Source organism: Algiphilus sp., from assembly GCF_965216485.1.
Taxonomy (GTDB): Bacteria; Pseudomonadota; Gammaproteobacteria; order Nevskiales; family Nevskiaceae; genus Algiphilus.
The window spans coordinates 3,241,928-3,257,108 of the sequence record NZ_OZ244162.1 but is presented as its reverse complement, the minus strand read 5'-3'; the positions used below and the strand labels follow the sequence as shown (position 1 = coordinate 3,257,108).

Genomic DNA, 15,181 nt, shown 5'->3' with positions numbered 1-15,181 from the left:
GTCGAGTCTGGTGACCGAACGACCGGTCAATCAGACATGCTGAACGAATGCTTACACAACCCTGCGCCCGTGTGAAGGGCTTTTCCCATTGAGGGAGACAACTTAGAACTGATAGCGGAAGAAGAAGCCGAGATTGTCGCGGTCACGCAGCAGGTGGTTGGCGCCGCCGCCGGTGAACAGCTGGTACGAGATGTTGAAGGAATAGGCCGTCTTGTAGCGGAACTGGAAGGTGGAGTTCAGGGTCTTGCGGCCTTCGACGAAGTTGCCGCCCGGTCCCGGCGCATTGCCGTTGATGTCGTGCCCCCAGATCAGGGTCGGCTCGATCGACAGCCCGGGCAGTACCGAGTCATAGCGGATGATCGAGACGATGCGGTAGCCCCAGGAGAAGGCGTGCGCAAACTGGTCGCGCGATGCCTGGTAGGGGTTGAAGCGCAGGCCATCCGGCCCGATCGAGCAGGTTGGGTTGGTGGAACAGGCCAGGCGCGAGCCGTCCGCCCCGCTGCCGTCGGCGCCGGCGCTGGCGTGCGTCGTGCCTGACAGCGGTCCTTCGATCTGCAGGCGGTCGAAGCTGGGCAGGTTGGGGATATGGGTGGCACCCAGCTCATAGATCATGATGATCTGGTCCGCGCCGAGGAAGGCTTCGGACTGGCCGTAGACGCGGGTGGCGCCCAGGTTGTACTGCAGCACGTCGAAGGGTTCCCAGCCGCGGATGTAGCCGTTGGGCGCATTTTCGCCGATGGCCTGACCGCGATAGGGCAGCACGAAGTTCGGGAAGGAGCGTGCCGAGCCTGGCGCCGCGCCCACAATCAGATTGACCGTGTCTGGGAAGGGGTTGTTGCCGTTCTCATCGACGAAGTCGTTGTCGTCGAAGATGACGCGATCGCCGTTCTCATCGAAGCTGACGCCGGCGGTCGAGCCGTTGCAGCCGAGTTCCTCACGATGACAGGCGGTCAGCGACGGCCCGAAAGCCGCAAAAGCAAGGTCCACCACCGAAATCTGCAACGGCAGATTGGGCCGATAGGCGATCTCGCCCTGCAGCGAATAGTCCGCACCGGCCGGCGTATTGAAGCTGAAGCCGAACATCTTGCGGTCTTCCGGATAGGTCAGCTGGACGCGGGCAGTGTCGAAGCCCACGGCGTCCGACAGCGGCGCATCCGGGTCCGGAGTCAGCAGATTGCTGAGCGCCGGCAGCAGCGCCCCCAGACTTCCGACGCCGTAGTCGGCCAGCGTGCCCGGCCGGCGCGCGGTCAGGGCAAGCAGATCCGCCACCAGCGGCGCCGATGCCTGGGCGGCGGGCAGATTCGGACAGGCCTGCAGGAACTCCAGGGTGTTGGTGGCATCCATGCCCATGGTGTTGCCTTCTGCGCGGGCGCAGCTGGCGTCCACCGCATAGAAGTCCGCATAAGGCAGCTTCGAGTGGTAGTTCATGAAGAAGAAGCCAAACTCGGTGCCGAAGTTCAGGTCCGGCAGGAACCACTTGATGCCGACGCCGTACTGACCCTGATCCCGCGGCTTGTTGTCGGGCAGCTTCGGAATCGTGGCGGAGGTCGGCGTGATCAGCGCCAGCGGGCTGTTCAGCGGGGAGCCGATCGCCTGCGGGTCCTCGGCGGAGCCGCCGAAGCTGGCGTTGACCGAGGGGCCGATGTTCGGCGTCCCCAGATCGAGGAAGGAGAAGAAACCACCCGGCGGTGGGATTTCCACCGCATCCCACTCGTACTGGTAATAGGCTTCCAGCGACAGCGTATTGGTGATGTTGGTGCTGAGGAAGGCCATGCCTACCGGGGTGAAGACTTCGTCCAAGGTGAAGCCGGTCCGGAACAGGTTGTTCACGTTGGCCGGGTTCGCCTGATTGACGCTGTTGACCACCAGGACGGTCGATTCGCCCCAGTTCACCGTCTGCCGGCCGATGCGGAAGCGCAGGTCACGGTCGCCGAAGAAGGGCAGGCTGCCGTAGAAATTGAAGTCCAGCAGCTGAAAGTCGGTGCCGATCTGTTCGAGTGTCCGGCCCTGCTGGCGCTTGTCGCGTACCACGCCGCCCGGGCCGAAAACCTGATCAAAGAAGCGGTTGGCAGCGGGGTCACCGCGTTGGCCCACGGCGTCGATGTTGTCCGGCGTGATGCGGTTGGGGCTGAACTGGGTGAAATCGTTGTTCTCGAAATCGTAGAAGTACAGCCAGCGCGCGAAGAAGCCGAATTCGCCGTTCTGAATGTTGACGTCCTGATTGATGCGGAAGGGCGCCTGCACGATGTCGCCGCGGTTGTAATTCAGGTTGCCGTCGTCAAAGTTGACGCTCGGCATGCCCGGCGCATTGCGCAGCGCCTCGGCCGGGTCTGTCTCCAGGCGGAACAGGCCCTGACAGGACTGCAGCGCTCCGCTGCAGACATTCGGATCCAGATTCGATTTGCCGACCAGGTCCGCGGACCGGCCGCTGATGCGCCAGGCGGCACCAGCCACGATATTGGTGTTGATCACCACCGAGGTGTTGTCGCCGTACTGGAAGTTCAGGCCCAGTGCCGGGGCAGTCCACAGGGCAGGGGACGCCGCCAGGGCGACGGCAGTCATCAGGCGCGCGCGGCTACGCATCGTCGAAGTCCTTTTCTAGCGTGAGAAGACACGATGGCGTCGCGCGCCGGGCGCGCTGACCAATCGTTCAATTGTGGGGTTCACCATTGTACCCAAGCCCCGTAGCCGGCGTCCCGACAGCGCCGACGGGCGGAACCGATCAGGCCGTCTCGCGGAGCTTGAGCATGGGCGCCAGAAAGCGGCCCGTGTGCGAACGCTCCACCGTGGCCACCGCCTCCGGGCTGCCCGAAGCGACGATCTCGCCGCCGCCGTCACCGCCTTCGGGGCCCAGATCGATGAGCCAGTCGGCGCGCTTGATCACATCGAGGTTGTGTTCGATGACCACTACCGTATTGCCCGCGTCACGCAGGGTTTCGATCACCTTGAGCAGTTGCGCCACATCGTGGAAATGCAGGCCAGTGGTGGGTTCGTCCAGGATATAGAGCGTCTGCCCGGTGCTGCGCTTGGCCAGCTCCCGCGCCAGCTTGACGCGCTGCGCCTCGCCACCGGACAGGGTGGTGGCGCGCTGCCCGAGGGTGACGTAGGACAACCCGACTTCCATCAAGGTCTGCAGCTTGCGGTGCAGCGAGGGCACGGGGGCGAAGAAGTCCGTGGCTTCCTCCACTGTCATGTCCAGTACCTGATTGATGGACTTGCCCTTGTAGAGGATTTCCAGCGTCTCGCGGTTGTAGCGCCGTCCTTCGCAGACGTCGCATGTGACGTAGACATCCGGCAGGAAATGCATCTCCACCTTGATGACGCCGTCACCCTGGCACGACTCGCAGCGCCCGCCCTTGACATTGAAGGAAAAACGGCCGGGTGTGTAGCCGCGGGCGCGGGCCTCCGGCACACCGGCAAAGAGCTCGCGAATGATGGTGAACAGGCCCGTATAGGTCGCCGGATTCGAGCGCGGCGTGCGGCCGATCGGCGCCTGGTTGATGTCGATGACTTTGTCCAGATGCTGCATCCCCTCGATGGCACGGAAGGGCGCCGGTTGTAGCGCGGCGCCATTGAGTTCGCGCGCGGTGGCGGCATAGAGGGTGTCGTTGATGAGCGTCGACTTCCCGGAGCCGGACACGCCCGTGACGCAGGTGAACAGTCCGAGCGGAATCTCGGCGTCCACTTGCTTGAGGTTGTGGCCGCGACAGCCGCGCAGATTCAGCCAGCGGTCGTTCTTTGGTTTATGACGCCGGCTCGGCACCGCGATCGCCTCGGTGCCGGCGAGATATTTGCCGGTCCAGGAATCCGCGTTCTTGGCGATGTCTTCCGGTGTGCCTTCCGCCACTACGGCGCCGCCATGCACGCCGGCGCCGGGGCCGATGTCGAGCACGTGATCGGCGCTGCGGATGGCCTCTTCGTCATGCTCGACGACCAGTACGGTGTTGCCCAGATCGCGTAGCCGGAACAGGGTGTTGAGCAGGCGCTGATTGTCGCGCTGGTGCAGGCCGATGCTGGGTTCGTCCAGGACATACATCACGCCCACCAGGCCGGCGCCGATCTGGCTGGCGAGACGGATGCGCTGCGCCTCACCGCCCGACAGGGTGTCGGCACTGCGCGCCAGGTTCAGATAGTCGAGGCCGACATTGTTGAGAAAGCCGAGGCGGTCGACGATCTCCTTGACGATCTTGTCGGCGATGCGGCCGCGATGGCCGGGCAGGTCGAGATCGGTGAACCAGGCCTCGGCGTCGCGGATGGACATCTGCGTCAGCTCGGGCAGCCGCCGTCCGGCGACAAAGACGTGGCGCGCCGCGCGATTCAGCCGCTCGCCGTTGCAGGCCGGACAGGGCTTGTCCGACAGAAAGCGCGCCAGTTCCTCGCGCACGGCTTCGGACTCGGTCTCGCGGTAGCGGCGCTGCAGATTGGCGAGGATGCCCTCGAAGCGGTGCGTCTTGGTCACCGAGCGCCCCCGCGTGCCGGGGTAGTGGAAGCGGATGCGCTCCTCGCCGCTTCCGTACAGCAGAAGTTGCTGCTGGGCTTCGGGCAGATCGCCGAAGGGCGTTTCGAGGTCGATGTCGGCGTGCTCGGCCAGGCTCTTGAGCAGCGCCCAGTAGTAGGGGTTGCGCCTATCCCAGCCGCGGATGGCGCCGCCGGCCAGTGACAGATCGGGGTGGGCGACCACGCGTTCCGGGTCAAAGACCTGCTGCTGGCCGAGGCCATCGCACTCCTCGCAGGCGCCGTGCGGGGCGTTGAAGGAGAACAGGCGGGGTTCGAGTTCGGACAGCGCGTAACCGCAGTGCGGACACGCCATGCGCGAGGAGAAGGTCTGCTCCTCGCCCTCGTGCTTGTAGGGCACCACATGGGCCAGCCCGTCGGATACCTTCAAGGCGGTTTCGAAAGATTCGGCCAGGCGCTGACGCAGGTCTTCGCGCACCTTGAAGCGGTCGACCACGATATCGATATCGTGCTTGATCTTGCGGTTGAGCGGCGGGATTTCGTCCAGCTCGTAGATGGTGCCGTCGACGCGGGCACGGACAAAGCCCTGCGCGCGCATGCCGTTGAAGACATCCAGATGCTCGCCCTTGCGGCCGCGGATCACCGGCGCGCAGAGCAGCCAGGCCGAGCCTTCTTCCATGTTCAGCACGCTGTCGACCATCTGCGAGACTTCCATGGCCTCCAGCGCGACATCGTGGTCGGGGCAGCGCGGTGTGCCCACCCGCGCGAACAGCAGGCGCAGATAATCCTGCACCTCGGTCACCGTGCCGACGGTCGACCGCGGATTGTGCGAGGTCGATTTCTGTTCAATGGAGATCGCCGGCGACAGGCCTTCGATCGAGTCCACATCCGGCTTCTGCATCATGGACAGGAACTGGCGCGCGTAGGCCGACAGCGACTCGACATAGCGCCGCTGCCCCTCGGCATAGAGCGTGTCGAAGGCCAGACTGGACTTGCCGGAGCCCGACAGGCCGGTTATCACCGTCAGCTTGTCGCGCGGAATATCGACGGCGATATTCTTGAGATTGTGCGTACGTGCGCCTCGGATGCGGATGACGTCCATGGCTTGATCGGTCGATGCAGGGCAATCCACTAATATAAGCCCCAGCGCAAGTCACAGCTGAGTCGTAGACCCTGCGCTTCAATTTCCATCAAGCGTTTCGCCCATGACCCCAACCGAGTGGCGCGCCACCCTCGGGCTTTCCGCTGTATACGCCCTCCGCATGTTCGGCCTGTTCATGGTGCTGCCCGCCTTTGCGCCTTACGCCGCCGAACTGGATGGAGGGCAATTTGCGCTGCTGGTCGGGCTGGCGCTGGGCATCTACGGCCTGACGCAGGCGGTCTGCCAGATTCCCTTCGGCATGGCGTCCGACCGCTTCGGGCGCAAGCCGGTGATCGTGGTGGGCATGCTGATTTTCGCCGCGGGATCGGTGGTCGCCGGCATGGCCGACAGCATGGCAGGGCTCATCGCCGGTCGCGCGCTGCAGGGGGCCGGCGCCATCTCGGCGGCCGCTGCCGCGCTGGTGGCCGACATCACCCGTCCCCAGGTGCGCACGATGGCGATGGCCATTCTTGGTGCCGGCATGGGGGCGTCCTTCATTCTGGCGCTGGTGGCGGGCCCGCCGGTCTCCGGCCTGATCGGCGTCGACGGCATCCTGGTGGCCGCAGGCTGGTTCAGTCTGGCGGCTATCGCAGTCGTGATCTGGGTGGTTCCGGCCGCACCCAAGGGGCCAGCGGCGTCGGCGGCGCTCGGCCCGGTGCTGCGTGACCGCACGCTGTGGCAGCTCAACGCGGGCATCTTCCTGCTGCATGCGCTGCTGACCTCCAGCTTCGTACTCTTCCCCCGTCTGTTCGAGGCGGCCTTTGATCTTGCGGTGGCGGGGCAGTGGCGGATCTACCTGCCGGTGATGCTCGGCTCGCTGGCCATCGTCCTGCCGCTGATTCGCTGGGCCGATACCCGCGACCGGGTGCGCGAGGTCTTTGTGGCGGCCGTCTTTGCCCTGCTCGCAGCCTGCCTGCTGCTCGCCGGTGGGAGTCACAGCCTGACCCTGCTGATCGTCGGTGTGCTGCTCTACTTCGCCGGCTTCAACTATCTGGAAGGCGCGCTGCCTTCGCTGGTGTCACGGCTGGCGCCGGAGGCCAGCCGTGGCGCGGCGCTGGGGTTGTATGCCACGGCACAGTTCCTTGGTGCCTTCTGTGGCGGCCTGCTCGGCGGCCTCGCCGCCGGTGCCGAGGCGCATGGCGCGGGCTTCTGGCTGCTGGCTGTCATACCATTGCTGTGGTGTACCTTCGCGTACCGGCTGCGTACCGAGCGGCCGGCGGCAACCGTCTAGGGAGTGAGAAATGGCACGCGGCATCAATAAAGTGATTCTGGTCGGCAATCTGGGACAGGATCCCGAGGTGCGCTACACCGCCAACGGCACGGCGGTGGCCAACCTTCGCATTGCCACCACCGAGAGCTGGCGCGACAAGCAAAGCGGCGAGCAGCGCGAGAACACCGAATGGCACACCGTCGTGCTGTTCGGCAAGACCGCGGAGATTGCCAGCCAGTATCTCAAGAAGGGGCGGCAGGTCTTCATCGAAGGCAAGCTCCAGACCCGCAAGTGGCAGGACAAGTCGGGCAACGACCGCTACAGCACCGAGGTCGTTGCCAACGACATGCAGATGCTCGGCGGTGGCGGCCCCGGCGGCGGTAGCGCGGACTTCGACGGTGGCGGTGGGGGTGGCGGCATGAGCCGCGGCGGCGGCCAGTCCCAGCCAGCGCCGCAGCGCGAACCCGCGCCGCAGAGCTTCGAGGACGACGATATTCCCTTCTGAGCGTCCGGCTAGCCTTTGCCGGCTTCTGTCGCGGCGAGCTGCGCGCGTGCGACCGCCACGGCGGTCATATTGACCAGCCCGCGCACACTGACCGACTGCGGCAGGATGTGCGCGGGGCGCGCAGAGCCAATGAGAATGGGGCCGATGGCGATGCCCTTGCCGATGGTTTTGAGCAGCTGATACGAGATATTCGCGGCATCCAGCCCCGGCATGATGAACAGATTCGCATTTCCCTCAAGCGTCGAGAAGGGGAACTCGCGGTGGCGCTTGTCCTCGTTGAGCGCCATGTCGGCGTGCATCTCGCCGTCCATGTTGAGTTCCGGCGCGCGTTTCCGGATCAGGTCGCGCGCGGCACGCATCTTGCGCGGTGAGCCTTCGGCCCTGGTGCCGAAATTGGAGTAGGACAGCAGGGCGACGCGTGGCTCGTGACCGAAGCGGCGCACCTCTTCCGCCGCCAGCAGGGTCATTTCAGCAATGGCTTCGGGGTCCGGTTCCGGGGAGATATGCGTATCGCAGAAGAAGTAGGTGCCCTGCGGCAGGATCAGGGTGGTGAGGGCCGACAGCGCCGATACCCCAGGCGCACGGCCGATGATCTGGCGCACGTGCCGAAGATGGTGGTGGAAGCGACCGACGCGGCCACACAGCATGGCATCGCCCATGTCGCGCTTCAGCGCCAGCGCCGCCAGGGCCGTCTGGCTGCCCTTGACCACGGCGCGCGCCTCGTCGCGCGAAACCCCGTCCCGCGCCATATGGCGATGGTAGTCGTCGGTCAGCAGGTCGAGCACTTCCGGATCGTCCGGATCGATGATTGTGACGTCGGCTTCGGGACGGATGCGTAGCCCGAGTGACTGGATGCCGTCCTCAATGGCCTCGCGCCGGCCGACCAGGACCGGCTGGGCAAGGCCGTCGTCCACCACCTGCTGCACCGCCATGAGCACGCGCGAACGGTGGCCCTCGGCGTAGATTACGCGCTTGGGCGCGGCGCGGGCGGCCTCGAAGACCGGGCGCATGATCATGCCCGAGCGGAAGACGAAGGCGTGCAGGCGGGCGTGGTAGGCGTCGAAATCCTCAATCGGCCGGCTGGCCACGCCGCTGTCCATGGCCGCCTTGGCCACCGCCGGCGCCACTACCGTGATCAGGCGGGTATCGAAGGGCTTGGGGATCAGATAATCCGGGCCGAAGCGCAGGCTCTCACTGCTGTAGGCGTTGCGCACGCGCTCCTCGGCCGAGCGGCGGGCCAATTCGGCGATGGCGTGCACGCAGGCGACCTTCATCTCCTCATTGATGGTGCGGGCGCCGACGTCCAGCGCACCGCGGAACATGAAGGGGAAGCACAGGACGTTGTTGACCTGGTTCGGGTAGTCGGAGCGGCCGGTGGCGAGAATGGCGTCGGGGCGTACGGCGCGCGCCTCATCCGGCAATATCTCCGGCGTGGGGTTGGCCAGCGCCATGATGATCGGGCGCTTGGCCATCTTTTCGACCGTGTGCGGCTTGAGTACGCCGCCGGCGGACAGGCCCAGAAAGACGTCCGCCCCCTTGATGACGTCGTCGAGCGTGCGGTGCTTGCTGGCCTGGGCGAAGGTGGCCTTGAATTCGTCCATCAGAGCCGTGCGGCCCTCATAGACCAGGCCTTCGACGTCGCAGACCCAGATGTTCTCGCGCGGCAGGCCCAGCGAGACCAGCATGTTCAGGCAGGACAGCGCGGCCGCGCCGGCGCCGGCGGTGACCACCTTGATCTTGCGGATGTCCTTGCGCGCGATGGTGAGCCCGTTGACGATGGCGGCGCCGACGACGATGGCGGTGCCGTGCTGGTCGTCATGGAAGACCGGGATGTTCATGCGGCTGCGCAGTTCGCGTTCGACGATGAAACAGTCCGGTGCCTTGATGTCCTCGAGGTTGATGCCGCCGAAGGTGGGTTCCAGCGGAGCGATGATCTCGATCAGCCGCTCCGGATCGGTCTCCTTGATTTCAATGTCGAAGACATCGATGCCGGCAAACTGCTTGAACAGCACCGCCTTGCCTTCCATCACCGGCTTGGAGGCCGCCGGGCCGATGCTGCCCAGTCCGAGTACCGCGGTGCCGTTGGTGATGACGCCCACCAGATTGCCGCGCGCCGTGTAGTCCCAGGTGGCACTTTCGTCGGCTGCGATGGCCTCGCAGGCGTAGGCGACGCCAGGGGAGTAGGCCAGGGCCAGGTCGGCCTGCGTCGCCATGGGCTTGAGCGCCCGGATTTCCAGCTTTCCCGGCTGCGGATTCCGGTGGTATGCCAGGGCCGCAGCCCGCATGTCCTCGCTCATGCACCCATCCCCCCTGTCCTGGTCACGGTGCCCGCATGCCTGTGGCGGGCATTCCGGCCGGCAGAGTAACGGAAGTCGCAGCCGCGGCGGCAGGGGGTGCACAAGGATGGGGCGTGTGCCTGAACGACCACCGCTTGCACCATCAGGGCGGTCCGCTTTCGGGGGTTGGGTCCGCTGCTTCGGCGACGTGCGCGTGGATCATCTCGCGCAGCAGTTGGGTCATGCGCGCCACCGTGGGCGAGGCTTCGTCGCGACGGTGGATGAGCACCATGCGCGCGCGCGGGGCGTCGCCGGCAATGGGGCGGTAGGTCACGCCCTCGGAGTGGATCTGCCGCATCGAGGCCGGCACCAGCGACACGCCCAGGCCCGCCGCCACCAGGTTGACGATGGACGTGACCTGCGAGGTTTCCTGACCAATGCGCGGACTGAAGCCGCAACGCCGGCAGCAGGCGATGATCTCGTCGTAGAGGCCGGCGCCGACGCTGCGCGGAAAGAGCACAAAGCTTTCGCCGGCCAGCGCCCACAGCGACAGGCTTTCGAAGGCGGCCAGCGGATGGCCGTGGGGCAGCGCGATCAGATTCGCTTCGTCGAACAGGGCCGAGGCTTCCAGTGCCTCGTGCTGACCCAGCGGCGGGCGCACAAAGGCGATATCGATCTGCTCGCGCAGTACGGCGTCCACCAGCTCGGGGGTGCTGTGCTCTTCCAGCGACAGGCGTACATCGCTGTAGCGCTGGCCGAAGGCGCGGATAGCCTGGGGCACGAAGGGATGGAAGGGCGCGGAATTGATCATGCCAATGCGCAGTCGCCCGGCATCGCCGCGCGCCACGCGTTGGGCGCGCTCCACCGCGGCTTCGGCGGCGCTGACCACCTGTCGCGCATCCTCATAGAAGCTTTCGCCGACGGCGGTCAGGGCCACGCCCCGCGGCAGCCGTTCGAACAGCGGCGCTCCCAGTTCGCGCTCCAGCGCCTTGATCTGCTGCGACAGGGGCGGCTGACCGATGCCAAGCCGCTCGGCGGCGCGGGTGAAGTGGCGCGCGTCGGCCACCGCGAGGAAGTAGCGCAGGTGTCGTAATTCCATATCTAGAAAGTATGGCAAACGCTGCAATCATATATTGGACATATAGAAAGAGCAGCATCTAGAGTGCGGGTTCGGCACGTCGCAAGGCAGCGGGGAGACAGCGTGGAGCACAACAAAGACATCGATCCCATCGAAACCCAGGAGTGGATCGAATCCCTCAACTCTGTGTTGCAGCAGGAGGGACCGGAACGCGCGCACTATCTGCTCGAAACGCTGATCGAACGCGCGCGACGATCGGGTGCCTTCATTCCCTTCTCGCCCAATACGGCCTACATCAACACCATCCCGCCCGACCGGGAGCAGCGGGCCGAGGCCGACCATGCGCTGGAGTGGAAGATCCGCTCGATCATTCGCTGGAACGCCATCGCCATGGTGGTCAATTCCAACCGCGAGCACGCCGGCGTGGGCGGCCATATCGCCAGCTTTGCCTCGGCGGCGACGCTGTACGACGTCGGCTTCAACCATTTCTTCAAGGGACCGGACCATGACGATGGTGCCGACCTGCTCTACATCCAGGGTCATGTCACCCCGGGCATCTACGCGCGTGCCTATCTCGAGGGGCGACTGAGCGAGGAACAGATCACCAACTTCCGCTACGAGTCGGAAGGCAAGGGTGTGTCGTCCTATCCGCATCCCTGGCTGATGCCGGATTTCTGGCAGTTCGCGACGGTGTCCATGGGTCTGGGGCCGATCACCTCGATCTACCAGGCACGCTTCATGAAGTATCTGGAGAACCGCGGCCTCGCCAAGACCAACGGCCGCAAGGTGTGGTGTTTCTGCGGCGATGGCGAGATGGACGAACCGGAGTCGCTGGGCGCCATCGACATTGCCGCCCGCGAGAAGCTCGACAACCTGATCTTCGTCGTCAACTGCAATCTGCAGCGGCTGGATGGTCCGGTGCGCGGCAACGGCAAGATCATCCAGGAGCTGGAGGGCGTCTTCCGCGGCGCGGGCTGGAACGTCATCAAGGTCATCTGGGGCTCGGCCTGGGATGCGCTGCTGGCGCGCGATGCCAGCGGCAAGCTGCTCGAGCTGATGACCGAAACGGTGGACGGCGAGTATCAGTCCTTCAAGGCGCGTGGCGGCAAGTACACGCGCGATCACTTCTTCGGCAAGTATCCGGAGACGGCGCGTCTGGTCGAGGCCATGTCGGACGAGGACATCGCCCGCCTCAACCGCGGCGGCCACGACCCGCACAAGATCTACGCTGCCTACCACCGCGCGGTCAGCAACCCCGACGGCCGGCCAACGGTGATTCTGGCCAAGACGGTCAAGGGTTATGGCATGGGCGAGGCCGGCGAAGGCCAGAACATCACCCATCAGCAGAAGAAGATGGGCGAGGAGGCGCTCAAGGCCTTCCGCGACCGTTTCCAGATTCCGATCAGCGACGAACAGATCGCGCACACGCCTTTCTACCATCCCGGTGAGGATTCGGAAGAGATCAAGTATCTGAAGGCCCGCCGCGAGGCCCTTGGCGGTTATCTGCCCCAGCGGCGGGTGGAAGCGCCGGCCCTGGAAATTCCGCCGTTGTCGACCTTCCAGCGTCAGCTCGATGGCAGCGGCGAGCGCGAAGTGTCGACCACCATGGCCTTCGTGCAGTTTCTCCAGGCGCTGCTGCGCGACAAGCAGGTGGGCAAGCATGTGGTGCCGATCATCCCCGACGAGGCGCGCACCTTTGGCATGGAAGGCATGTTCCGCAGCCTGGGTATCTATTCCGTGGTCGGCCAGAAGTACCAACCCGAGGATGCCGATTCGCTGGCCTTCTACAAGGAGGACATCAAGGGGCAGATTCTTGAGGAAGGCATCACCGAGGCCGGTGCCATGTCCTCCTTCATCGCCGCCGCGACCAGCTACGCCAATCACGGCGTGCCCATGCTGCCTTTCTACATCTTCTACTCGATGTTCGGCTTCCAGCGTATCGGCGATCTCTGCTGGGCTGCCGGCGACATGCGCGCGCGCGGCTTCCTGCTGGGCGCCACGGCCGGACGCACCACGCTGAACGGCGAAGGGCTGCAGCATGAGGATGGTCACAGCCATGTGCTCTTCGGCGTGGTGCCCAACTGCCGCAGCTACGACCCGGCCTATGCCTACGAGCTGGCCGTCATCCTGCGCCACGGCATGCAGGAGATGTATGGCGAGGGCCGCGACGTGTATTACTACATCACCCTCTACAACGAGAACTACGCGCACCCGCCAATGCCCGAAGGCGTGGAAGAGGGCATCATCCGCGGCATCTACCACCTGCGCGGCGCCAAGAAGGCGAGCAAGAAGCACGTGCAGTTGATGGGCAGCGGCACCATCCTGCGCGAGGTCGAAGCGGCCGCGGAACTGCTCGCCGAGGAATTCGGTGTGACCTCCGATGTGTGGAGCGTGACCAGTTTCACGGAGCTGGCGCGCGACGGCCAGGACGTCGACCGCGACAACGCCCTGCATCCCGAACGCAAGCCCAAGTCCTGCTACGTGCAGCAGGTGCTCGATGGTCACCCCGGGCCGGTGGTGGCGGCCACCGACCACGTGCGCGCCTATGTCGAGCAGATTCGGCCCTTCGTGGACCGCAACCTGTGTGCGCTGGGCACGGACGGCTACGGGCGCTCGGATACGCGCAACCGATTGCGCGATTACTTCGAAATGGACCGGCGCTGGATCACGGTGCGCGCCCTCAAGGCCTTGGCGGACGAAGGCGCCATTCCCAAGACCAAGGTCACCCAGGCGATGCGCATCTTTGGCATCAAGAGTGACAAGTCCAACCCGAGGTTGAACTGATGGCGGGCGCAAAGACGGTTGCCGTACCGGACATCGGCGATTTCAAGGACGTGCCGGTTATCGAGATCCTGGTCGCCGTGGGCGAGCAGGTGGAGGCCGATCAGCCCCTGATCGTGCTCGAATCGGACAAGTCCACCATGGAGGTGCCGGCACCGGAGGCGGGCACCATCGAATCCCTGGCGCTGAAGGTGGGCGATGCCGTCACCGAAGGCGACACCATCTGCACCCTCGCGCCGGCCGAGGCCGCGTCTGAGGCGGCCCAGGCCGAGGCGGCGCCCGAGCCCGAGCCCGAGCCAGAACCGCAACCTGAGCCAGCCCCGGCAGCGGAACCTGCGGCTGCAGTACCCGCGCCGGCACCGGCGGCGGCCGGCGACGAGGGCGCGCAGGCGAGCGAGACCGTTGCCGTCCCTGACATCGGCGATTTCAAGGATGTACCGGTGATCGAGGTCCTGGTGGCCGCAGGGGACACCGTCGAGGCGGATCAGCCGCTGATCGTGCTCGAATCGGACAAATCCACCATGGAAGTGCCGTCGCCGCGCGCCGGTACGGTGGCGTCGCTGGCCGTGAAGGTGGGCGATACCGTGTCCGAAGGGGATGCCATCTGCGTGCTGGAGGGCGCCGGCGGGCTGGCAGCGGTCCCGGCGGCGGCGCCTGCTGCGGACCAAGAAACGGCGGCGCAGCCTGCATCGGCCCCGCCGAAACCCGAACCGGCATCGGAGGAGCGCCCCGCTTCGGATGCGGCGCCCGATAACCAGGGGCAGGGGCCGCGCATGCAGCCGCAAGGCGACAGCGCGCTACTCCCACACGCCAGCCCGGCCGTCCGCCGCTTCGCGCGCGAGCTGGGCGTGGATCTGCAGCAGGTCAGCGGTAGCGGGGCCAAGGGCCGCATCCTGCGCGAGGACGTGCAGCACTTCGTCAAGGGCCGGCTGGCCGAGGCGCCGGCCGCGGCTCCTGCCACGGCGGCCGGTGGGGGCGGTGGTCTGCCCACGCAGCCGGAGGTCGACTTCAGTCGCTTTGGCGCTGTGGAAAGGCGCGATCTGGCGCGCATCCGGCGCATCAGCGCGAACAATTTGCACCGCAACTGGTTGCTGATTCCGCATGTCACGCAGACGGATCAGGCGGACATCACGGATCTGGAAGCCTTCCGCAAGCAGGAAAGCACCGCCGAACAGAAGCTGACCCTGCTGCCCTTCATGATCAAGGCGGTGGCCAGTGCGCTGCGTCAGTTTCCGGAGTTCAACAGCTCCCTGAGCGCCGACGGTCAGCAATTGATCCTCAAGCAGTACTGCCATATCGGCTTCGCCGCCGACACGCCCAATGGCCTGCTGGTGCCAGTGGTGCGCGATGTCTGGGACAAATCCGTGCGCAGCCTGGGTGCGGAGTGCGCCGAACTGGCCGCCAAGGCGCGCGATGGCAAGCTCAAGCCGGACGAGATGCAGGGCGGCTGCTTCTCGATCTCGAGCCTGGGGGGCATTGGCGGCAGTCACTTCACGCCCATCATCAATGCGCCGGAAGTGGCCATCCTGGGCGTATCCAAGGCATCGATGCAGCCCGTGTGGGATGGCGCGCAGTTCCAGGCCCGGCTGATGTGCCCACTGTCGCTGTCCTATGACCATCGCGTCATCGACGGTGCTGCCGCGGCGCGCTTCATCGTGCATCTCAAGGGCTTGTTGGAGGATATGCGCCGCGCGCTGTTATGACGCATGGGTGGCGGTAGTGCGAGCATGGGTCG

8 protein-coding genes are annotated in these 15,181 nt (G+C 65.6%); 4 read left to right on the top strand and 4 right to left on the bottom strand.

Annotation, left to right across the window (positions count from 1 at the left end; all coding sequences use genetic code 11):
* Positions 1-102: 102 nt before the first annotated feature.
* Together ACOOFO_RS15005 and uvrA are read right to left on the bottom strand one after the other, a co-directional pair.
* Entirely contained in the window at positions 103-2,583 is a 2,481-nt protein-coding gene (locus tag ACOOFO_RS15005) for a DUF1302 domain-containing protein (RefSeq protein WP_420427558.1), read from the bottom strand.
* A 139-nt stretch (positions 2,584-2,722) separates the two neighbouring features.
* Positions 2,723-5,557 (bottom strand): excinuclease ABC subunit UvrA, encoded by a 2,835-nt coding sequence (uvrA, locus tag ACOOFO_RS15000; protein ID WP_420427557.1) that lies wholly within the window; start codon positions 5,555-5,557, stop codon positions 2,723-2,725.
* A 103-nt stretch (positions 5,558-5,660) separates the two neighbouring features.
* On the opposite strand from uvrA, the gene ACOOFO_RS14995 reads away from it, so the two are divergent.
* Both ACOOFO_RS14995 and ssb read left to right on the top strand, forming a co-directional pair.
* On the top strand, positions 5,661-6,827 hold the full coding sequence (locus ACOOFO_RS14995) for an MFS transporter (RefSeq protein WP_420427556.1): 1,167 nt from the start codon (positions 5,661-5,663) through the stop codon (positions 6,825-6,827).
* Positions 6,828-6,837: 10 nt separating this feature from the next.
* Complete coding sequence (gene ssb / locus ACOOFO_RS14990) at positions 6,838-7,311, top strand: single-stranded DNA-binding protein (protein ID WP_420427555.1); 474 nt, start codon at positions 6,838-6,840, stop codon at positions 7,309-7,311.
* An 8-nt stretch (positions 7,312-7,319) separates the two neighbouring features.
* On the opposite strand, the gene ACOOFO_RS14985 is transcribed toward ssb, so the two are convergent.
* Together ACOOFO_RS14985 and ACOOFO_RS14980 are read right to left on the bottom strand one after the other, a co-directional pair.
* Positions 7,320-9,608, bottom strand: a complete 2,289-nt coding sequence (locus ACOOFO_RS14985; protein WP_420427554.1) for an NADP-dependent malic enzyme — start codon at positions 9,606-9,608, stop codon at positions 7,320-7,322.
* 142 nt (positions 9,609-9,750) lie between these two features.
* Positions 9,751-10,686 carry a LysR family transcriptional regulator gene (locus ACOOFO_RS14980; protein WP_420427553.1) on the bottom strand — a complete coding sequence of 312 codons (936 nt, stop codon included), beginning with the start codon at positions 10,684-10,686 and terminating at the stop codon, positions 9,751-9,753.
* A gap of 102 nt (positions 10,687-10,788) precedes the next feature.
* On the opposite strand from ACOOFO_RS14980, the gene aceE reads away from it, so the two are divergent.
* Both aceE and aceF read left to right on the top strand, forming a co-directional pair.
* Positions 10,789-13,449, top strand: a complete 2,661-nt coding sequence (gene aceE / locus ACOOFO_RS14975) for a pyruvate dehydrogenase (acetyl-transferring), homodimeric type (RefSeq protein ID WP_420427552.1) — start codon at positions 10,789-10,791, stop codon at positions 13,447-13,449.
* Entirely contained in the window at positions 13,449-15,149 is a 1,701-nt protein-coding gene (gene aceF / locus ACOOFO_RS14970; protein ID WP_420427551.1) for a dihydrolipoyllysine-residue acetyltransferase, read from the top strand. Before aceE ends, aceF begins: the two co-directional genes overlap by 1 nt.
* Positions 15,150-15,181 lie beyond the last annotated feature (32 nt).